Annotated in this window: 22 protein-coding genes and 2 tRNA genes; 19 read left to right on the top strand and 5 right to left on the bottom strand. The window is 55.9% G+C overall.

Features of this window, described 5'->3' with window-relative positions; genetic code table 11:
• Positions 1-4 precede the first annotated feature (4 nt).
• Entirely contained in the window at positions 5-922 is a 918-nt protein-coding gene (locus ACR3E0_RS16160; protein ID WP_480479845.1) for a dihydrodipicolinate synthase family protein, read from the bottom strand.
• 7 nt (positions 923-929) lie between these two features.
• Positions 930-1,640, bottom strand: a complete 711-nt coding sequence (locus ACR3E0_RS16155; RefSeq protein WP_480479844.1) for a GntR family transcriptional regulator — start codon at positions 1,638-1,640, stop codon at positions 930-932.
• Positions 1,641-1,820: 180 nt separating this feature from the next.
• On the opposite strand from ACR3E0_RS16155, the gene ACR3E0_RS16150 reads away from it, so the two are divergent.
• A complete protein-coding gene (locus ACR3E0_RS16150) occupies positions 1,821-2,771 on the top strand; it encodes a GlxA family transcriptional regulator (RefSeq protein WP_480479843.1) in 951 nt (316 codons plus the stop codon).
• Between the two features lie 360 nt (positions 2,772-3,131).
• On the opposite strand, the gene ACR3E0_RS16145 is transcribed toward ACR3E0_RS16150, so the two are convergent.
• Positions 3,132-3,206, bottom strand: a tRNA-Thr gene (locus tag ACR3E0_RS16145).
• Positions 3,207-3,289: 83 nt separating this feature from the next.
• Between ACR3E0_RS16145 and ACR3E0_RS16140 the strand changes: the two genes are divergently transcribed.
• From ACR3E0_RS16140 to ACR3E0_RS16100, 9 genes are all read left to right on the top strand, one after another.
• Positions 3,290-3,445 carry a hypothetical protein gene (locus ACR3E0_RS16140; RefSeq protein WP_480479842.1) on the top strand — a complete coding sequence of 52 codons (156 nt, stop codon included), beginning with the start codon at positions 3,290-3,292 and terminating at the stop codon, positions 3,443-3,445.
• Between the two features lie 6 nt (positions 3,446-3,451).
• The gene (gene murA / locus ACR3E0_RS16135; RefSeq protein WP_480479840.1) at positions 3,452-4,720 is read left to right on the top strand and encodes a UDP-N-acetylglucosamine 1-carboxyvinyltransferase; all 1,269 of its coding nucleotides are present in this window, start codon (positions 3,452-3,454) and stop codon (positions 4,718-4,720) included.
• A complete protein-coding gene (locus tag ACR3E0_RS16130; protein WP_480479839.1) occupies positions 4,717-5,193 on the top strand; it encodes a DUF2948 family protein in 477 nt (158 codons plus the stop codon). The genes murA and ACR3E0_RS16130 overlap by 4 nt, the downstream gene beginning before the upstream one ends.
• Positions 5,194-5,715 (top strand): GNAT family N-acetyltransferase, encoded by a 522-nt coding sequence (locus ACR3E0_RS16125; RefSeq protein ID WP_480479838.1) that lies wholly within the window; start codon positions 5,194-5,196, stop codon positions 5,713-5,715.
• Positions 5,716-5,772: 57 nt separating this feature from the next.
• Positions 5,773-7,074: a histidinol dehydrogenase gene (gene hisD, locus ACR3E0_RS16120; RefSeq protein ID WP_480479836.1), complete on the top strand. Its 1,302-nt coding sequence runs from the start codon at positions 5,773-5,775 to the stop codon at positions 7,072-7,074.
• A gap of 95 nt (positions 7,075-7,169) precedes the next feature.
• Positions 7,170-7,649, top strand: coding sequence for a UPF0262 family protein (locus ACR3E0_RS16115; RefSeq protein WP_480479834.1), 480 nt, complete (start codon positions 7,170-7,172; stop codon positions 7,647-7,649).
• A 3-nt stretch (positions 7,650-7,652) separates the two neighbouring features.
• The gene (locus ACR3E0_RS16110) at positions 7,653-8,111 is read left to right on the top strand and encodes an arsenate-mycothiol transferase ArsC (protein WP_480479832.1); all 459 of its coding nucleotides are present in this window, start codon (positions 7,653-7,655) and stop codon (positions 8,109-8,111) included.
• A complete protein-coding gene (locus ACR3E0_RS16105; protein WP_480479830.1) occupies positions 8,108-8,506 on the top strand; it encodes a ketosteroid isomerase-related protein in 399 nt (132 codons plus the stop codon). Before ACR3E0_RS16110 ends, ACR3E0_RS16105 begins: the two co-directional genes overlap by 4 nt.
• Positions 8,499-9,092: a GNAT family N-acetyltransferase gene (locus ACR3E0_RS16100; protein ID WP_480479828.1), complete on the top strand. Its 594-nt coding sequence runs from the start codon at positions 8,499-8,501 to the stop codon at positions 9,090-9,092. The genes ACR3E0_RS16105 and ACR3E0_RS16100 overlap by 8 nt, the downstream gene beginning before the upstream one ends.
• Positions 9,093-9,123: 31 nt before the next feature.
• Here the strand turns inward: ACR3E0_RS16100 and ACR3E0_RS16095 are convergent, their stop codons facing one another.
• Positions 9,124-10,119, bottom strand: coding sequence for an endonuclease/exonuclease/phosphatase family protein (locus tag ACR3E0_RS16095; RefSeq protein ID WP_480481067.1), 996 nt, complete (start codon positions 10,117-10,119; stop codon positions 9,124-9,126).
• A 191-nt stretch (positions 10,120-10,310) separates the two neighbouring features.
• Between ACR3E0_RS16095 and ACR3E0_RS16090 the strand changes: the two genes are divergently transcribed.
• From ACR3E0_RS16090 to ACR3E0_RS16050, 9 genes are all read left to right on the top strand, one after another.
• Complete coding sequence (locus ACR3E0_RS16090; RefSeq protein ID WP_480479827.1) at positions 10,311-11,186, top strand: carbon-nitrogen hydrolase family protein; 876 nt, start codon at positions 10,311-10,313, stop codon at positions 11,184-11,186.
• A gap of 89 nt (positions 11,187-11,275) precedes the next feature.
• Positions 11,276-11,494 (top strand): translation initiation factor IF-1, encoded by a 219-nt coding sequence (gene infA, locus ACR3E0_RS16085; protein WP_005978431.1) that lies wholly within the window; start codon positions 11,276-11,278, stop codon positions 11,492-11,494.
• A gap of 11 nt (positions 11,495-11,505) precedes the next feature.
• Entirely contained in the window at positions 11,506-12,084 is a 579-nt protein-coding gene (locus tag ACR3E0_RS16080; protein WP_480479825.1) for a Maf family protein, read from the top strand.
• Positions 12,081-13,103: a ribonuclease E/G gene (locus ACR3E0_RS16075; RefSeq protein WP_480479823.1), complete on the top strand. Its 1,023-nt coding sequence runs from the start codon at positions 12,081-12,083 to the stop codon at positions 13,101-13,103. Before ACR3E0_RS16080 ends, ACR3E0_RS16075 begins: the two co-directional genes overlap by 4 nt.
• Positions 13,100-13,282, top strand: coding sequence for a DNA gyrase inhibitor YacG (locus tag ACR3E0_RS16070; protein WP_480479822.1), 183 nt, complete (start codon positions 13,100-13,102; stop codon positions 13,280-13,282). The genes ACR3E0_RS16075 and ACR3E0_RS16070 overlap by 4 nt, the downstream gene beginning before the upstream one ends.
• Positions 13,283-13,360: 78 nt before the next feature.
• Positions 13,361-13,435: transfer RNA gene (locus tag ACR3E0_RS16065), tRNA-Phe, on the top strand.
• A gap of 245 nt (positions 13,436-13,680) precedes the next feature.
• Positions 13,681-15,654 (top strand): hypothetical protein, encoded by a 1,974-nt coding sequence (locus ACR3E0_RS16060; protein ID WP_480479821.1) that lies wholly within the window; start codon positions 13,681-13,683, stop codon positions 15,652-15,654.
• A gap of 2 nt (positions 15,655-15,656) precedes the next feature.
• Positions 15,657-16,313 (top strand): hypothetical protein, encoded by a 657-nt coding sequence (locus ACR3E0_RS16055; RefSeq protein WP_480479820.1) that lies wholly within the window; start codon positions 15,657-15,659, stop codon positions 16,311-16,313.
• A complete protein-coding gene (locus tag ACR3E0_RS16050; RefSeq protein ID WP_480479819.1) occupies positions 16,306-17,385 on the top strand; it encodes a hypothetical protein in 1,080 nt (359 codons plus the stop codon). Before ACR3E0_RS16055 ends, ACR3E0_RS16050 begins: the two co-directional genes overlap by 8 nt.
• Here ACR3E0_RS16050 and ACR3E0_RS16045 read toward each other — a convergent pair.
• The gene (locus ACR3E0_RS16045; RefSeq protein ID WP_480479818.1) at positions 17,369-18,688 is read right to left on the bottom strand and encodes a hypothetical protein; all 1,320 of its coding nucleotides are present in this window, start codon (positions 18,686-18,688) and stop codon (positions 17,369-17,371) included. The two genes, ACR3E0_RS16050 and ACR3E0_RS16045, sit on opposite strands and share 17 nt — an antisense overlap.
• Positions 18,689-18,735: the final 47 nt, after the last annotated feature.

Genomic DNA, 18,735 nt, shown 5'->3' with positions numbered 1-18,735 from the left:
TCTCTTACCCTTCGGCCACGATGTCAGCGATGGTCTTCTTCAGCACGCGCGTCACCTGTTCCAATGCGCGCTTGTCATCCTTGTTCAGTCCCTTAAGTGGCGGCCGCATGACACCCGCGTCGATCCCATTCATGGTCACACCATGTTTGATGGTCTGTATGAACTTGCCGCCCTGTTCCAGTACCCGCATCAGGGGCATCATCGCGCTCATGATCCGGCGGCCCTTGGCAAAATTGCCCTCGATGGCGCAGGCCTGATACAGCGCCACGTGTTCCGAAGGCAGAAAGTTCGACCCGCCACACACCCAGAACGGTGCGCCCCAGGCGAAAAACTCCAAGGCCTGATCATCCATGCCACATCCCAACTGGATATGCGGATAGTCCCGCGCCAGCAGGTGCACCCGGTTGATATCGCCCGAGCTTTCCTTGATGCCGCAGAAATTCCGGCTGCGGCCCACTCGGTCGAGGAACTCCGCGCCCATCATCGTGCCGGTGCGATGCGGGTAGTTGTACAGCATCACCGGAAGGTCAGCAGCCTTGTCGATGGCCAGCGCGTTCAGCGCGTTTTCGCGGTCAGTCGGGACCGAGTAGGGGGGGCTGGCCAGCAGAATCGCATCCGCGCCGATCTCTCTTGCACCGGAGGCTAGGGCGATTGAATCCGGTGTCAGCATCGCACCCGTGCCGACCACCAGAGGTACCCGGCCCTTTGATTGCTCACGCGTGAACGTTGCAAGCTCCAACCGTTCTTCTACGGTTTGAGCATAGTTCTCGCCGGTTGACCCGCCCGAGATCAGACCATGTACGCCGTGTGCGATCAGGTATTCGACGACCTGCGCCAGCGCGTCCCAGTTCACGCTGCCATCCACGTGGTAAGGGGTGACCACCGGGGTATAGATGCCTTCAAATCTGAATATCGGGGTCATTCTGTCCTCATGCGGGTTTCGACTGAGGCGCGCTGCCCATAGGGACGTCCAGCGGCTCTGGCATCACAAAAAGCTCGATTTGGTCCCGGGACAGGCTCCAGTGTTCATCGGCAAGCCGCGCTGCGGCCGTGTCGTCCCGGGCTTCGATGGCAGCGATGATGGCGTCGTGCTGCTGGCTGGCGGTGGACAGATTATCCGACATCTCGGGATCCTGCGGGCGGTAAAACGTCATGCCGATCCGCGCATGGTCGATCAGCAACCGGTTGAACGACGGCAACAGATAGACATTGCCGGACATCGCGCCGGTCACGTCATGGAACCGGGTGTTGGCAAGCGCCCGGTCCGCACTCGATCCGGACCGCAGAGCCGCCTTGAACGCCTGCTGCGCTTCTTTCAATTCTTCGATCTGCGCAGTCGTCGCGTTGAGAGCGGCCAGTCGCAGGATTGCCCCGTAGATCATTGGCGCTGCCAGAAAAAAGTCGCGCAGCGTGGTGTGAGACATCTCTGAGACGCGCGCGCTGCGGTTTGTGCGCAGGTCCAGGTAGCCTTCGCCGGCCAATTGCCGGAAGACTTCGCGCAGTGGCGTCCGGGACAGACCAAACGCATCGGACAGTTGCGCTTCGTCCAGATCGGCACCGGGTTGCAGCCGCATCGTCAGAATTGACACCTTGAGGTGTTCTGTCAGTGCTGCTTTGCGCGAATTGCTCTCGTCTCTCATACCCTGACCATCTCATGTCGGCATACCGGATCGGGCGAATCGCGCCCGGTTCAGGACTGTTTCATTTTGTATTCGAAAAAAATACAAGTTGTATACAGAAAAAAATCGTGCAGCATGGCGCATCAAATCAAAAACGGCAGAGGACGCTGGTGCGCACTGCCCCATAGAACAGGACATCCAATGCGCCGGACCAGGCACATCACCTTCATTCTGGTCGAAGAGTTTTCGCATCTCGCGTTCTCCTGCGCCGTCGAACCGCTACGGATCGCGAACTGGTCCAGCGAAGAGGAATTGTATAGCTGGTCGTTCGTGTCCGAACACGGAGAGCACGCGGTATGTTCGAACGGATCGGTGACCCTGGTGCATGGCGGATTGGGCGCGCTGCCCAAATGCGATCAGTTGTTCGTCTTGTCCGGTATTCATATGCGCGATCACGTCACGCGCCCGTTGCTGGCGACATTGCGGCGGGAACGGGCCAAGGGAACTGCCATCGGCGCGCTCTGCTCCGGCGCGTGGTTGTTGGCCGAGGCCGGGTTTCTGAACGGCATGAAGGCCGCCATTCACTGGGAATACCACGACGCCTTTTCCGAGGCGTTTCCCGAGGTGAATCTGGTCCGCAGTGTCTTTGTGGCCGACGAAAAACATATCACGGCCTCGGGCGGAACCGCGACGGCCGACCTGATGCTACATCTGATAGGGCAGGACCATGGCGAGGATCTGGCGATCGAGGTGGCGGACCAGATGGTCTATAACGCCGTGCGCAACGCCACCGCGAAACAGCGTGTATCCTTGCAGTCGCGCAACGGAATGCGTAACGCGCATCTGGCCAAGGCCATCGACCTTATGCAGGACAGTATCGAGTCGCCGGTGTCGCCCTCGGACATTGCCGTGGAATTGGGGATATCAACCCGGCAACTCGAAAGGTTGTTTGGAAAATACCTGAATACATCGCCCAAGAAGTATTTCATGGAAATGCGCCTCGCGCGGGCGCAGAAACTGCTGCTGCAAACCGAATCCTCGGTCACTCAGGTCGCCGTGGCCTGCGGTTTTGAGAACCCCGGTCATTTTTCGCGCGTGTATCGGTCGAGCTTTGGGGTCACCCCCCATGCGCAGAAAAACAAGATTGACTGATGTCTTGATGGCCTGCCCGGCAGGTTCGACCCGAGTTGTGAGGGCTCCCCAGATCGGGGGCGAGCAACAAGGCCAGATCGCGTATGCAAGCGGCAACTTCGCTCACCCCCTGATCCCGCCGATGTACCCCCTCGTTAAAACTGGACTAGTAAACGGTTCAGCAGGATTATTCGCTGATAAAAGCGAATATTGACTTAACTATTGCGACATCATGTCACTTGTTGGTTCAAAAACCCCCAAAACATTAATTTTTGAGGAGTTTACGTAAGGTCATGTGGGGTTTTCGGTAGAATCCGCGATTGGGGCGCGAAGGGCTTCGGTGCCAACCCAAGCTGATTTCAGAGCTGTATCAGGGAGCGATGGTGCTGCTGGAGAGAATTGAACTCTCGACCTCTCCCTTACCAAGGGAGTGCTCTACCTCTGAGCTACAGCAGCGCTGTGGGCGGGTGATTAGACTTAAACGATACAGCGCGCAAGGGTGTCTGGACGGTTTTTTTCGCCTCCTGTAGAGAAAGACAATGGCAGACAAATGTTCACCAAAAAAACACGGCAAATCCGAGAGCGCACGCGAAGACAGGCTCAAGGCTGCACTCAAGGCCAACCTTGCGCGGCGCAAGGCGCAGGCCAGGGCCCGTGCGGGTTCGGACGACAAAGCCGGCAAGGATGAGGGATAAGAGCAGATGGATTCGATACTGGTGACGGGCAACGGGCCGCTCAACGGTCAGATACCGATTGCGGGGGCCAAGAATGCGTGTCTGACGCTGATGCCGGCGACGTTACTCAGCGAAGAACCGCTGACACTGACCAATGCGCCGCGGCTCAGCGATATCAAAACCATGACAGCGCTGCTGCAGTCTCTGGGCGCCGAGGTGTCGTCCTTGCAGGATGGTCAGGTCATTGCGATGTCCAGCCACGATCTGACCAGCCACACGGCGGATTATGACATCGTGCGCAAGATGCGGGCCTCGAACCTTGTTCTGGGTCCGATGCTGGCGCGTTTGGGGCAGGCGGTTGTATCGCTGCCGGGCGGTTGTGCCATCGGCGCACGTCCCATGGACCTGCATGTGGAGGGGCTCGAGGCGCTGGGCGCAGAGATCGAACTCAGAGACGGGTATCTGCACGCCAAGGCTCCAGGTGGGCTGAAAGGGGCCGTGCATGAGATGCGGTTTGCCTCTGTCGGGGCGACCGAGAACATCGTCATGGCCGCAACCTTGGCCAAAGGCACCACAGTCTTGAAAAACGCAGCGCGCGAGCCCGAGATTGTCGATCTGGTCGAATGCCTGCGCAAAATGGGCGCTCAGATTTCCGGCGAGGGGTCGTCAACGATTGAAATTCAGGGCGTGGACCGCCTGCACGGCGCGACGCATCAGGTTGTGACCGACCGGATTGAGCTTGGTACCTATATGCTGGCCCCGGCGATCTGTGGCGGTGACGTGGAGTTACTGGGTGGCCGGATGAACCTCGTCGAATCCTTCGCGGGCAAACTGGATGCGGCCGGTGTCAGTGTGGAAGAGACGGACAATGGTCTGAAAGTCTCACGCAAGAATGGGCGGGTCACTTCGGTGGATGTGGTCACAGAGCCGTTCCCGGGCTTTCCCACGGATTTGCAGGCGCAGATGATGGCGCTGATGTGCACGGCCGAGGGTGTTTCGGTGCTCGAAGAACGCATTTTCGAGAACCGGTTCATGCACGCCCCCGAGCTGGTGCGCATGGGTGCGAATATCGAGGTGCACGGCGGAACGGCGACTGTTACCGGTGTAGACCAACTGAAGGGTGCGCCGGTTATGGCCACCGATCTGCGGGCGTCCGTGTCCCTGATCCTGGCCGGGCTGGCCGCCGAGGGTGAAACCACGGTCAGCCGGGTGTATCATCTGGACCGCGGATATGAACATGTGGTGCGCAAGCTGGAAGGCGTAGGCGCAAAGATTGAACGGATCAAAGGCCAATGACGGACGCAAGTTTCGAAGACGGGCGCGAAGCCCCGCTGTATCTGGGGGCAGAGGATGCAGATGATTTGCAAATTGTTTCAACTCTTTCTCAAGACGCTGTTTTTCCCGCCACCGAGATGACGTGGCGCCCGTCCGAGCGCCGGTTCGCGCTGCTGCTCAACCGGTTTCGCTGGGAAGACAAAGACGCCGCAGCGCGCCGTGACAGACCGTTTGAACGTGTTCAGTCTGTTTTGGTATTCGATTCCGTGTTGTCGGTGTCCAGCCAGGGAATCGACCGCCGCGACCCTGACATGGTGCTGTCTCTATTGTCTGTTGATTTCGAGCCTGGTGAGGACGGTGCCGGTCAGGTCTTGCTGACGCTGGCGGGCGATGGGGCAATTCGTCTGACGGTCGAAGCTCTGGCGGTGACGCTCAAGGATGTGACCCGGCCCTACCGCGCGCCATCGGGTCAGGCTCCGCGCCATGCGGAATAGATGCAAAACAAGCGGGGCATAGCGCAGGCGTTTTGCAAAACACCCGAAGGGGTCGTACTGCGCCCCGCCACGGTTTTCGATGTCTTCGATCTCAGCCGCGTTCTGATCCGGTCGATCACCATGCTGTGCACGGCAGATCACAACAATGATCCTCAGCATCTGAAGCGTTGGACCGCTGGCAAAGACCCGGCAACGATACGGGGTTGGATAAAACCGGGTGCGCAGATCTGGCTAGCCGAACACAACGGGCAAGTGGCCGCTGTGGGTGGTTTGTTGGAGACAGGGAAGATCACCTTGCTGTATGTCGATCCGGATCACACAGGTTATGGGATTGGTGCAGCGTTGCTGGCCCGGCTGGAACGGCGACTGATCTGTTGCGGTTGCGCAGAGGCTCATCTGGAGGCGACGCGCACCGCGAGAGACTTCTATCAGAAACACGATTGGCAATTGGCAAACGAACCGGGCGAGTGGAACGGCATTCCCCAGTTTCCCATGCGCAAATCGCTGCATCTATCGGAGTAAGGCTTGAGGCCGACACCGCCTGACGGTATGTCCCGCTGAAACGCCCGGAGAGCCAGAATGCCCGTTTTCCTCGACACAACATCGCCAGACTTTGACACAGCCTTTCAGGTGCTGCTGTCCGCCAAACGCGAAGACAGCCCGGATGTGGACAACGTCGCAGCTGACATCATCGAAGATGTGCGAAACCGTGGTGATGCAGCCGTCATCGAACTGACCGCGAAATTCGACCGGGTAGAGCTGACACCGGACACACTGGCCTTCCGCCCTGACGATATCGCTCGTGCCGTCGCGCAAGTGTCGGAACAGGATCGGGCAGCGTTGGAACTGGCTGCTGCGCGCATCCGGGCCTATCACGAAAAACAAATGCCGTCCGATCAGGAATGGACGGACGACACCGGTGCGACTTTGGGCTGGCGTTGGTCGGCTGTTTCTGCTGCCGGGCTCTATGTACCGGGTGGTCTGGCGTCTTATCCGTCATCTGTTCTGATGAACGCAATTCCTGCCAAAGTAGCGGGCGTAGAACGATTGGCCATCGCTGTGCCGACGCCGGATGGGCAGATCAACCCATTGGTTCTGTTGGCCGCTCAGGTGTCCGGTGTCGACACGATCTACCGCATCGGCGGTGCGCAGGCGATTGCCGCGCTGGCCTATGGAACCGAGAGCATCGCACCGGTCGACAAGATCACCGGGCCAGGTAACGCTTTCGTTGCGGCGGCCAAGCGGCGTGTGTTCGGCAAGGTCGGTATCGACATGATTGCGGGGCCTTCGGAAATTTTGGTGATTGCCGACAAGGACAACGACGCTGACTGGATCGCCTTGGACCTGCTCAGCCAGGCCGAACACGATGAAAGTGCCCAATCGATCCTGATCACGGATGACGCCGATTTCGGTCAGGCCGTGGCGCGGGCTGTCGAAAATCGTCTGCAATCCCTGCAGCGCCGGGCCATCGCAGGTGCCAGCTGGCGGGATTTCGGCGCGGTTATCACCGTGCGTGATCTGGACGAGGCGGCGACGCTCTCCAATCGCATTGCGCCGGAACACCTCGAACTTTGCGTCGCCGACCCGGCCGAGTTGAGCCGGAAAACCGTCCATGCGGGCGCAATCTTTCTGGGCCAGTACACACCCGAAGCCATCGGCGATTATGTCGGCGGTCCCAACCACGTGCTGCCGACGGCCCGCTCGGCCCGGTTCTCGTCTGGCCTGAGTGTTATGGATTTTCTCAAACGCACGACCCTTAGCCAGATGACGCCGCAAGCATTGCGCGCCATCGGACCAGCCGCAGCTCAACTGGCCCAATCCGAAAGCCTCGAGGCGCATGGATTATCCGTTTTGGCGCGCCTGGATCGCCTGAACGACTGAAAGAACACTGCGTCGTCACCATGTCTGGCTTCGCAGCGTTGCCCATTCGATGCGCTTGTTATAGGTCTTGCCTGACTTGAACGGACCGCAGGAAAATGACCCGAATTTCGCATATCGAACTGGATGACAGAAATCTGCCGCCGCCAACGCCCGAGATCGAGCAGGAGCGGAAGGTCGCCATCTTTGATCTGCTTGAGGAAAATACTTTCGCGCTGCCCAACCGGGACGACCGCGCGGTGCCGGACGGTCCATATCACGTGCAGCTGTCCATTCGCGACAAGCGACTGGTTTTTGACATAGCAACGGAAGAAAGCGAGAAAGCGGCCGAGTTCCATCTGTCGCTTGGGCCTTTTCGACAGGTGGTAAAGGACTATTTCCAGATCTGCGAAAGTTATTTCGACGCGGTGAAATCCCTGCCGCCCAGCCAGATCGAGACGATCGACATGGCCCGGCGCGGGATTCACAACGAAGGCAGCCGCGTGTTGCAGGAACGGCTTGAGGGTAAGGCCGATGTCGACACCGATACCGCCCGTCGGCTGTTCACGCTGATCTGCGTCCTGCATTTCGGGGGCTGACACGTGAAGCCCCTGCCGCAGTCGGTCCTGTTTTGTTGTGACCACAACGCGGTTCGGTCACCGATGGCCGAAGGGATCATGAAGAAGTTTTATGGCACGGGCACCTATGTGCAATCGGCGGGGGTCTACAACGATCTGGAAATCGATGGCTTTTGCATTGCAGCCTGTCAGGAAATCAACGTGGAACTGTCCCGTCACCGGTCGCGGTCGTTTGATGAGATGCAGGAATGGGGCGATGATCTCAGTTCCTTCGATCTGATTGTTGCCCTGTCCCCCGCCAGTCAGCGAAAAGCGCTGGAACTGACCCGGATTTTTCATCTGGATGTCGATTATTGGCCAATAATGGACCCAACCGGGATGGGTGAGACCCGCGAACAAAAGCTACATCATTATCGACAAACCCGCGACCAGATCATCCAGCACCTGAAAGCAAGCTGGGGCGAGCCAACGGAGAACACATGAACCAGACCGTCAGAACCTATTTCGACGCTTTCAATGCCGGTGATGTCAACGGCATGCTGGCCTGCCTGTCAGACGATGTGGCCCATCACGTGAACGAGGGGCAAATCCGGGTCGGCAAGGACAAATTCGCGGCCTTCTGTGCCCATATGAACCACTGCTACAAGGAGAACCTCACCGACATCATGATCTTCGAAGCCAATGGCGGAAGCCGGGCGGCAGCGGAATTCATCGTCAACGGCACCTATCTGGAAACGGATGAGGGTTTGCCGCAAGCGCATGGTCAGACCTACCGCCTGCCGGCGGGATCTTTCTTCGACTTGAAAGACGGTAAAATCACCCGCGTGACCACGTTCTACAACCTTGCCGACTGGACCAAACAGGTTTCGGATGGCTAAGGTCGCAACCGTTCACGCCCTGACCGGCGCCGCGCTCGAAAGGGCGCTGGACGATGTGGCGCGGTTGCGGATCGAGGTCTTCCGGGCCTGGCCGTATCTCTATGACGGCGATCTCGCCTACGAACGCAAATATCTGCAGGCCTACAAGGGCAGCAATCGGGCCATCCTGGTTGGTGCGTTTGACGGCGATAGGCTGGTCGGGGCCTCAACCGGATCACCGCTTACCGAGCACGCCGATGATTTTGCGGCCGCGTTCAAGGGCACTGGCCTAGATCTCGCGGACATCTTTTACTGCGCCGAATCCGTCCTGTTGCCTGACTATCGCGGGCAGGGCATCGGGCACACATTCTTTGACCTGCGCGAAGCCCACGCCCGCAGCCTCGGTTTCACCAAATGCGCCTTCTGTGCCGTACAGCGCCCGGTCGATCATCCCATGTGGCCCGCCGACTACCGCCCACTTGATGCATTCTGGACGGCGCGGGGATATGCACCAATGCCGGGGGTCATCGCCCGATTTTCCTGGAAAGACATCGGGGAGGCAGACGAAACGCCGAAGCCGATGCAGTTCTGGATCCGGGACCTTTGATTCTATGTGCCCGGACCCAGGCGTTTCGAACCTAGAGTTCTAGCCAAATTGGCCGGTGGTCGCTCGCGCGTTGTCGTCGGGCTGCGCCGCTGCCATCGATTTCGTTCTCGAACGCGGCATGTGCGATTCCAGCATCACTTACTTCGCCGTGTAAGGCCGGAGAAACTGCAAAATGGTCTAACAAGAGCGGCCGGTCCTGAATATTGTCGACAAAGTCATCGAACCGTGCGGTGAACAACGCAGTGGACGGGACGCGTTCGAGAATGGGGTGGCGAAAAATAAGATCCGGATAGAAGGTGCTGCCCAGCACGATATCTGCAACGTTATGTGTCAGATACTGTCGCTCGAAAAAGTCGGGTCCCGGACCGTCATTCCAGTCTCCGGTAACGATCACGCGTTCATCAGCGTTGTTTTCAATGAGCCGGTCCAGATAGGTGCGCAGGCGAAACCCCTCGGCTGAGATCCTGCGGCGCGCTTTCATTGCTGCAGCAATAAATTCGTGACGACGGGCCGGATTGTTGAACAGCGCCTCGCCGTTGTGCACGTATTTGGACTTGGTGTGAAGGACCACGACCCGTAACGGATCCCCGGCCTGAGGGTCGATATCCACGACCATCGGAAGCCGGGTGAAATCGTAGGCTTGTAACAGAAGGTCGCCATCAACATCCGCCTCCCAGGTGTCTTCCAACTCTTGCGTCAACACGTCGGTTGCGTGATCAATGGACGCAACAGCGCCGCCCCTTTTTGACAGAACATAAAGTTTCTGCGCGCCACCGGCTTTGCCGATCATTGCATCATAGATGGGCACACCGTTTTCCGAAAGAAAACCGTCGATAAAAAGTTGCATCTCCTGGATTGCGCTTGGACCTTCCTGCAAACACAAAACGTCCGGGTCCAGGTCTTGGATGACGTTGGCGACCCTTTGCGCAACTTCTCTCGCGTCATCCGCGCTAAGCGCGTTGCTACCCCATTGTGGATTGTGGTTGCCCGAGAACCAATTGTTCATCCATTCAATGTTCCAGTTCATAATCTTCATCGTAAAATTCCTCGTACATTTGCTGAAATTCGTCCGTCTATGCAGGACCAAGATCATAACAGTTTAATGACAACGCAGACTGTTTTGTATTCCACCAAACCGTGTACGCTGCTGCTTGCACTATACAGAGTGTTGTCCTCGCACTTAAGGTTTGCCGAAAAGCCCAGTTAGAGGACCTCGCCATGTACGTCGCAACCGCAGCCTATAATCTCGACTGGCTCGACAGCTGGGCCCAGTACGAAGACAAGCTGGAAACTTGGGTGTCCAGGGCCGCAGGGCAGGGGTCTGGGTTGCTGGTCTTTCCCGAATACGGTGCGATGGAGCTTTCGACGCTGGACGGGGCCGAAGTCGCGGGTGACCTTGAACGCTCGATCCGTGCGGTATCCGACCGGATGGAAGACGTACAAAATGTGCATCGGCGCCTCGCACAAGAGTACAAAACATACATCTTGGGCGCGTCCGCCCCGGTGATCGACGGGTCCGTGCGCCCGGTGAACCGAGCCATGTTCTACGCGCCGGACGGAGGCCTCAACCATCAGGACAAACAGATCATGACCCGCTTTGAGCGCGAAACCTGGGATATCGCGCCCGGCGGCCCGCTCAAACTGTTTGATACGGCGCTTGGCAAGATCGGCGTGCTGATCTGTTATGACAGCGAGTTCCCTCTGTTGGGACGTGCCCTACAGGACGCGGATCTGATCCTTGTTCCGTCGTGTACCGAGGCCTTGTCTGGTTATTGGCGTGTGCGTATCGGAGCGATGTCGCGGGCACTGGAAAACCAGTGCGTCACGGTGATGTCTTCCCTGGTTGGCAACAACGATTGGTCGGAAGCGGTGGATATGAGCACCGGAACCGGCGGTGTATTTGGTCCGCCGGATGTTGGCTTTCCTCAAACGGGGGTCCTGTCCGAAGGTGTGTTGAATGAACCCGGGTGGACCTATGCGCAGGTCGATCTGCCCGCGATTGCCAATGTCCGGGCCGATGGGCGCGTCCTGAACCGAATGCACTGGACAGAGCAGACGCCCCGCGCAGATTCAGTCACAATATGTGCCCTCTAGACGATTCCGCCCTTGAAATAGGGCCGAAATAGGCTCATTTAGGCGCACACCCGTGCAAGCTGCGGGTGAAACCTAATGATGGAGACAACATGGCCAAGGAAGATACGCTCGAATTTCCCGGTGTCGTGAAGGAACTCCTGCCTAATGCGACGTTTCGGGTCGAGCTGGAAAACGGCCATGAGATCATCGCACATACGGCAGGCAAGATGCGCAAGAACCGCATCCGTGTTCTGGCCGGCGACAAAGTTCAGGTCGAAATGACCCCCTATGATCTGACCAAAGGTCGGATCAACTACCGCTTTAAGTAACGCCCACCGCAATGGCGTTCGTCTTAGGATCGGGCAGTCCCAGGCGGCTGGACCTGCTGGCGCAGCTTGGCGTGCAACCCGACGCCATACGACCCCCTGACATAGACGAAACACCGCGAAAAGGGGAACTGCCCGTTCCATACTGCAATCGCATCGCACGCGAAAAGGTGCAGGCTGTTCAGGCGGATGAGGGGGATATCGTGCTGTGCGCCGACACTACAGTTGCGCTTGGCCGCCGCATTCTGGGCAAACCGGAAGACGCCGGTCAAGCTGCTGAGTACCTGTACGCCTTGTCCGGGCGGCGGCACCGTGTCGTAACCTCGGTTGCGATCCGCAAGGGCGCGCGGGTGCTGCAGCGGGACGTGGTTTCTCAGGTCAGGCTCAAACGCTTGTCGGATATCGAGGTGAACGCCTATCTCGCAACCAATGATTGGCAAGGCAAAGCCGGAGCCTACGCAATTCAGGGGCCAGCTGGCGCGTTCATTCCTTGGATCTCAGGTTCGTTTACCGGCATTGTGGGACTACCACTGTCCGAAACCGCAGCCCTGCTGCAGGCCATCGGCTATCCGCTGTACAACGAGGTGTCATGAAAGGTCGCACCATCATTCTGGACCATATCAACGACCGCGAAGCTGCGGCCCTGATGGTTGACGGCAGACTGGACGACTTCCTGATTTCCGGAGACGCTCCATCCCCCGGCACGATTTACCGGGCGCGCGCAGATCGACCGGTCAAAGGACAGGGCGGTATGTTCCTGACGACGCCTGACGGCCCGGCCTTTCTGCGCCAGATCAAAGGCGTAGCGCCAGGTGCATCTCTACTTGTTCAGGTAACCGGATACGCGGAACCCGGCAAAGCGCTTCCGGTAACCGACCGGGTACTGTTCAAAAGCCGATATGCAATTGTCACGCCGGATGCGCCGGGGCTGAACATATCACGCAACATCCGAGACGAAGCAGAGCGGGACCGTCTTCTGGAAATTGCACATGATCAGATGGGCGACAGCTCCTACGGCCTGATCCTGCGCTCTTGCTGTCGCGGTGCCGACGCGGACGAGATTGCCGACGATATCGGCGCGATGCTGGCGCAGGCGGATCAGGTCTTGAATGAGGCCGACACCCAGCCTGAAACGCTGTGCGAGGGTGATGGCCCGCACGTTCTGGCCTGGCGCGACTGGACCGATCCGGCGGATGTGGTGACCAAACCCGGCGGTTTTGAGGCCGAAGGCGTTTTGGATGCATTGGAGGAGGCGCGCAGTGCTGCGGAGCCTTTGCCCGGCGGCGGCCATCTGTTCATTGAACCCACCCGCGCCCTGGTGGCGGTCGATGTCAATACCGGGGCGGACACCTCGCTGGCGGCAGGTTCAAAAGCCAACTTCGCCTGCGCGAAACACCTTGCCCGTGCGCTACGCGTGCGGGGATTGGGTGGCCAGGTGACCCTGGATCTGGCGCCTATGCCCAAAAAGGACCGCCGCGGCTTTGAGCAGGCCTTACGCGCGGCTTTCAAACACGATCCGGTCGAAACAACCCTCGCCGGATGGACCCCGCTGGGTCATTTCGAGCTACAGCGCAAACGCGGACGCCTTCCGTTGAATGAGGTGCTGAGATGAGCTGTCCGATCTGCGGTGAGGAAACTGTAGTCAGGTTTCGCCCCTTCTGCTCTCAGCGCTGTGCAGACATCGACCTGGCGAAATGGCTGAACGGGTCCTACGCCGTCCCGTCGCAACGCGAAGACGACACGGAATTGGATGGTTTTGAGAGCGACGACACGCCTCAGCGCCCGCACTAAAAAATGTCAAAAAGCCTCTGGACACTCTCTGGCGCAAGCCCTAGAAGGCCTCCACCCAACGGCAAACACCGTTCCCATGCCCGGGTAGCTCAGGGGTAGAGCAGTGGATTGAAAATCCTCGTGTCGGTGGTTCGATTCCGCCCCCGGGCACCATTTAAACAAAATAGAATCAATGCCTTAAATGGACATACCTTCCCATTTTCGGGCGCGAATTCGTTGCCGGGTATCGCTAGGGTATCAATTGGCAAAACTGCAATCGCGCGAACTCCTCGTGCGGCGTGGCTGTTTGAATGCGGCATTCTGTAGCTGGGTTTACTCAGCGCTCTCCCTAACGTTGTTGTGGTAGGTTTAAGAATTTTCGCCTAGCGTGTGAAAAACTGCGAGTTTAGGCATGACAATTGATTAATTTTCCCGTTTACAAAAAGATCAAGGTTGACGGATATTCGCTCTACCCGGGCGATGGAGGAGGGATCGATATCGATCTTACTTCGGGGCCTTGGGTAGTGTTAGGCGTGAATGGTCTTGGGAAGAGCACGCTACTATTGGTTCTAAAGCACACTTTGATTGGAGCAGTGAGAGCACGCAAGCCGGGGTTTGCCGGATCGACCTCTGATATGTTTGCGCTTCACAATCGATTGTTTGCGGTGCGCGTTGGAGATGCGGCAAAATCCGCCATCTCCTCTCTGACAATCGACTTTGGCAATATAACGTGTACGGTAACCCGTCGCCTAAGCGATCTGAAGCTCGTCTCCGCCACGTTCTACAGCACTGCTGAACAACAAGTAACTACTGACGAGGATGAGTATCGGGCCTTACTTGTTAAGGCGATGGGTGTCGGTCGCTTTGAAGATACGGTCAGATTGATCGACTTTATCACGTTTTTCCTGGAGGAACGTGAACTTTTGGTCTGGAGTCTAGAAGCTCAATACGAGTTGTTTCGTGCCGTTCTTTCCCCTGAAGCAGTGAAGCTCCGAAAACTGGAGGCAGAAATCATTTCAGCTGACAGCTCTGCGAGAGGCCTGAATTCCAACATCAACAGGATCGTTTCGCGGCGCAAGAAGGAAGAAGACAAACATCAAAGTTTGACTGAAACGCGCGCGCGGCTGGCTAGTGCTGATGCGGATCTCGAAGCCGCTCAGGCTTATGAGCTTGAGATGAGGCGCGAGCTTGATCTAGCGGAGGTCCGCAGATCGGATACACGTATCTCTCTCAAACAAGCGGAAAGGAAAACTGAGGAGCTTCTGCAAGAATACGAGGAAATTAAGTACCGGTCTCTTCAACACGCCTTCGCTGGAGCAAGCTTGAACGAACAGTACATTTTCCTGAAGATACTCTCGGAACGGTATTGTATTGCTTGCGGTAACGACGCCTCAGATGCAGCAAAGCTATTGGAGGACCGCAGGGGTGAAGACCGCTGCTTGGTTTGCGGGAATAAGCGTAACAACTTGGAACCGTTGATTTCTACGGCTTCCGCGCTTAATGAGAAGGCCGCGAAAGTTTATGAAAAGTTAAAAAATGCGCGGCTTACGGACTCTCAAAGGGGCGAGCGTCACGAGGAAGCTAGAGTTCACTATCGTGAAACGGATCGAGCGCTTCAAATCGCACGAAAGCAAGCTGACGATGCTAGACGCACTGTTCGCGCTCTTCAAAGGAAGTTGCCAGCCACCGACCAAACTTCCCTTGCCCGAACCGAAGACGAGATTTCGATTCTTCGTCGTGAAGTCGATGCCTATGTGAACGACAGAAAAACTGCCGAGAACGAGATTGCATCTCTGCTACAGAGTTTGTCAGAGGCCATGGAGAAACGCCGTCTTGAATTCGAAACATCCTTCAACACATTAGCAAGATCCTTTTTCTCAGAAGATGTTCGCCTTGTTTATGCACCCAGAAAAACAAGGTTTGGCCAAGCGGGCGAGACGTTTGAGTTTCCAGCGTTTGAAGTTGAGATGACCAGTGCTGCAACCGATGGGGACTTTATCAGAAGAGAGCAGACGCAGGTTTCGTTGTCTCAACAAGAGTACCTAGATCTGATTTTCCGGGTCAGTTTCCTAAAGGTGTTTGGAAACGGTCGTGGATCGTTTGTGGTCGATGGCCCAGAAGGTTCCGTCGATGCTGTTTTCGCAGAAAAAGCAGGAGATTTCTTTGCTTCGCTCGTTCCAGAGGGAGAAGACAGCACAATCATCTTGGCGTGCAATGTAGTGGAAGGGGAGTTTATTCCCCGCACTCTAAGCCACTATTCAACGTTAGACCTGAGAAGGCAGCGATTGATTAACCTTGTCGAGCTAGGCGCTCCAACCGCTGCCCTCAGAACGTTGAAGAGTGAATACACAGGGAAAATCCATGATATACTGAGCGCAGGAATTGAGGTCTGATCGTGGCCGCAAGCGAACATCATAGCTTGTTTGTCCGGGCCAAATTGGTGGAAATGCTCGATGCATTGGAACGGGTGGGAGGGACTCCTATAGAGGGAGCAGCTTTCCACTCATTTGCATTCTTCGTGAATGTTCTCAGTCCTCTATGGGATTTGCATCCGTTTGAAGGATCTGTCCTAAAGGAGCATGGTTCGCCGTTTTTTCCCGTTGTTCAAAGAGAATTGGACGTTCTGGTGGGCGACGGATTAGTACGAGTAGCAGACCTTTCACTTTCAACTTCCGAGGCGAGTGATGAGCCGAGGCTTATAGCCTCTTTCTCTCTTGAAAGGGAAAAGTGCATTGAGCTTTTGGCCGCAATCCGCGTTTTGCCCGATGAAACCCAGTCCGAGGGTTTCCTACTTGAGCTCGCGGACGCATTTGTCGGCATTCAACCCGAACTTCGAGATGATGTAGCGGTAGTTGATGCAGCGTACTCTGACCCGTCCATTGCGGAGGGCAGGATTGTTGACTTCGCCGAATGGGTTTCTTCCACAAACGACAATGCTTCTTGGCGTGTGGCGCAAGAGTTTCAACGATTTGTTCCAGACCATGTTTCACTCAGCCGGGCCGAAAAACTAGTGATGTATATGAGGTTGATGAAGAGGAGAGTGCATGGCTGAGGCTTCTACATTTGGCGGTGTCTCGCTGGATGAAATTGGTGAGTTTGCTGAAGCGGAGGGCATTCCGGGGGCTGCAGGCGGGTCGTTGCCAACGAAGTTCGCACGACGCGTCAGCAACCTAATAACACTGCGTTGTTCGAGAGGTGAAAGTGGTTCTTACTCAGTGTTTTTACTGAGCCAAGATTTGGCAGGTAGCAAAAAACTGTGCGATCACATCGAGCAGCCATTGTTGGATCACGGGAACGATCCTATTGGGAATCATGTTTTTGTCACTTCGGTGGCTTTGACATCCGCGTTTCAGCTTGAGGTGGAATGGGACAGCATCGACAAGCTTTTCGATCTCATTGTTGACAAGGGGTTGGGAGAATTACCGGCAATCGTTGTCGATTGGCGCGGCGAACGGCCAATTGGAAAATTCTACAGGGATGGAATCGTCCAAAGAGAACTGGCCGGTCCAATACACTTTGATGATCTTCCAATCTCGACGGAAGCAATTTTGGAAGCGCTGAAGAATTTCCGTGAAAAGATCAAAACACCCAGCATCTCAATAGAAGCACACGGAATGAAAATTTGGTCTGACGCCGCAAATGGAGTTCCTGAAAACCGACCGGAAGAGCGTATCCAAGGACGTTTAGTCGATGCACTGGCTGCAGTTTTTTGCAACTATAATGTTAGAGCCGAGCTTGTAACCGAAGAAGGGCGAGCGGACGTTTCCATACATCGGCAGACGCTTTCATCTGGCGGAATTACAGCGTTTGTTTGTGAGTGGCTTTTGGAGCTTAAAGCTCTCTGCGACATGACTTCTACGGGAAAGAAATCTTCTGCTGATCACGAGCAGGCAATTGAGGATGGACTTTATCAAGCCATTGCCTACAAGTCGAATTTGGGTGCATTGAAAGGCGCTCTTTGTTGTTTCGACATGAGAAAATCCGATGATGGTGACGAAACATGCTTTCAACACATCAAAGATGCAGCAAGTGAAAACGAAATATTGCTGTGGCGTGGATTCCTATTCCGATCCGCAAAAGCAGCAAGAAATACTCGAAAACAACCAATTACCGGGACAGCGTGACCAACGTTTCTAAGAGTTCTTTTCTACCCCCTTGCTGAGGGGAAGCCCGCATCGAGCGGAACGGTTCGGTACCCGATACTTGGAAACCCAGAGAAGTGCTCAATTCTTCTAGAATTTGTGCGACAGGCACAGGCACTCCTGAGTATTGGCTATCTCCCACAACCATGTACACGTTTCCACCCGGCACTATTTGAGTGTGCAGACGAGCCAGAATTGTATTCATGTCGTCGAAATAGGCACGCACCATGTCCGGGATGCTATTACTCCAAAGTGAAGTGCGTACGTCGGAGAGTTGTCCATAAACATCTGCTAACGTCGATGATTTCAACTCACCTGTCTCATAGCCACGCGCGACCTGAACGTGGCTACGAAGAGTCTCCATGCGAAGGGTTCTGTTGGCCTTGAAGTCCTTCAAATACTGGCAAAGCCAGAGTTCAACATTGTAAACATCTGTGTAGTCAAATGAGTTTGGGTATGGCGGCGAGAAAACGCACATGTCAAATTTCAGATTGTTCGGAATCAGCTTTCTCGAGTCACCTCGCAGCAGGCGATAGTCGGTACTTTGTCGATCAGAATAGCGCCTGATATCGAAGATTGCCCGAATAACTGCATCGGAAAAATCTTGAATTACCTGCTGCTTGGAGCTCTCCCTGTCCGCCCAGTTCTTTCGATACCGGCGTCCTTTTCCACTGACCACGACGTTGCTTACCGGCAATGCTATGGCACCAAGCAGTACTCTCATTAGCCTTCGGTTCGCTGCATTCTCCAATCTGAAAATCCGTCTGCGAAGAACATGCAGAACTGATGCTACTTCTCGACCAAAGATGTATCGGCCCTTAACTCCCGGCTCAACAAAGGATGGCGGTAAGTTTGGTAGAGGATTTTCCACGTGACGCATCGGCTTTTCGACCACGCAAGTGAAATCTTCAATTAATTTCTCGACATCGTAGCTACAAAGCTTGGCTTCTATCAGGTCAGCTAAAAACGGGTTTACTTCGATTGTAGTTGGGCTTACTCCAAGGAACTGACATGCCAGTGCCGTTGTGCCCGACCCTCCGAAGGGATCGATGCAAGTTTCAACTTTTCTATTCAGTCGATTGGATGTTTCCTCAAATGCCTGACCAATTAGCTCTGGCGCAAAAGCTTCTTTGAAATTGCGCCAGTTCTGAAAAGCAATGGCTTCCGAGCCAAAATTCGTTGACAAAAGCTGAGCACTGCGGCCTTGAAGCCAATCTTCGAAGGACGGCTTCGCAACTGCTTTGCTTTCAAGAGTTAGTTCATTCAAGTTCATAATATAGCCCAAGCCAGCCGCCCCCTAGGCGGCTGTCAAGAACCATTGTTATGTCAAGC

The sequence above is a fragment of the Ruegeria sp. AJ12 genome (assembly GCF_056536245.1).
The sequence above is the reverse complement of the archived record's forward strand: the minus strand, read 5'-3'. Positions and strand labels throughout refer to the sequence as shown.

What these genes read in the sequence shown, in the direction of transcription:
- ACR3E0_RS16160 (WP_480479845.1), bottom strand. Translation starts at nt 922, where the DNA reads ATGACCCCGATATTCAGATTTGAAGGCATCTATACCCCGGTGGTCACC.
- ACR3E0_RS16155 (WP_480479844.1), bottom strand. Translation starts at nt 1,640, where the DNA reads ATGAGAGACGAGAGCAATTCGCGCAAAGCAGCACTGACAGAACACCTC.
- ACR3E0_RS16150 (WP_480479843.1), top strand. Translation starts at nt 1,821, where the DNA reads ATGCGCCGGACCAGGCACATCACCTTCATTCTGGTCGAAGAGTTTTCG.
- ACR3E0_RS16140 (WP_480479842.1), top strand. Translation starts at nt 3,290, where the DNA reads ATGGCAGACAAATGTTCACCAAAAAAACACGGCAAATCCGAGAGCGCA.
- murA (WP_480479840.1), top strand. Translation starts at nt 3,452, where the DNA reads ATGGATTCGATACTGGTGACGGGCAACGGGCCGCTCAACGGTCAGATA.
- ACR3E0_RS16130 (WP_480479839.1), top strand. Translation starts at nt 4,717, where the DNA reads ATGACGGACGCAAGTTTCGAAGACGGGCGCGAAGCCCCGCTGTATCTG.
- ACR3E0_RS16125 (WP_480479838.1), top strand. Translation starts at nt 5,194, where the DNA reads ATGCAAAACAAGCGGGGCATAGCGCAGGCGTTTTGCAAAACACCCGAA.
- hisD (WP_480479836.1), top strand. Translation starts at nt 5,773, where the DNA reads ATGCCCGTTTTCCTCGACACAACATCGCCAGACTTTGACACAGCCTTT.
- ACR3E0_RS16115 (WP_480479834.1), top strand. Translation starts at nt 7,170, where the DNA reads ATGACCCGAATTTCGCATATCGAACTGGATGACAGAAATCTGCCGCCG.
- ACR3E0_RS16105 (WP_480479830.1), top strand. Translation starts at nt 8,108, where the DNA reads ATGAACCAGACCGTCAGAACCTATTTCGACGCTTTCAATGCCGGTGAT.
- ACR3E0_RS16100 (WP_480479828.1), top strand. Translation starts at nt 8,499, where the DNA reads ATGGCTAAGGTCGCAACCGTTCACGCCCTGACCGGCGCCGCGCTCGAA.
- ACR3E0_RS16095 (WP_480481067.1), bottom strand. Translation starts at nt 10,119, where the DNA reads ATGAACTGGAACATTGAATGGATGAACAATTGGTTCTCGGGCAACCAC.
- ACR3E0_RS16090 (WP_480479827.1), top strand. Translation starts at nt 10,311, where the DNA reads ATGTACGTCGCAACCGCAGCCTATAATCTCGACTGGCTCGACAGCTGG.
- infA (WP_005978431.1), top strand. Translation starts at nt 11,276, where the DNA reads ATGGCCAAGGAAGATACGCTCGAATTTCCCGGTGTCGTGAAGGAACTC.
- ACR3E0_RS16080 (WP_480479825.1), top strand. Translation starts at nt 11,506, where the DNA reads ATGGCGTTCGTCTTAGGATCGGGCAGTCCCAGGCGGCTGGACCTGCTG.
- ACR3E0_RS16075 (WP_480479823.1), top strand. Translation starts at nt 12,081, where the DNA reads ATGAAAGGTCGCACCATCATTCTGGACCATATCAACGACCGCGAAGCT.
- ACR3E0_RS16070 (WP_480479822.1), top strand. Translation starts at nt 13,100, where the DNA reads ATGAGCTGTCCGATCTGCGGTGAGGAAACTGTAGTCAGGTTTCGCCCC.
- ACR3E0_RS16050 (WP_480479819.1), top strand. Translation starts at nt 16,306, where the DNA reads ATGGCTGAGGCTTCTACATTTGGCGGTGTCTCGCTGGATGAAATTGGT.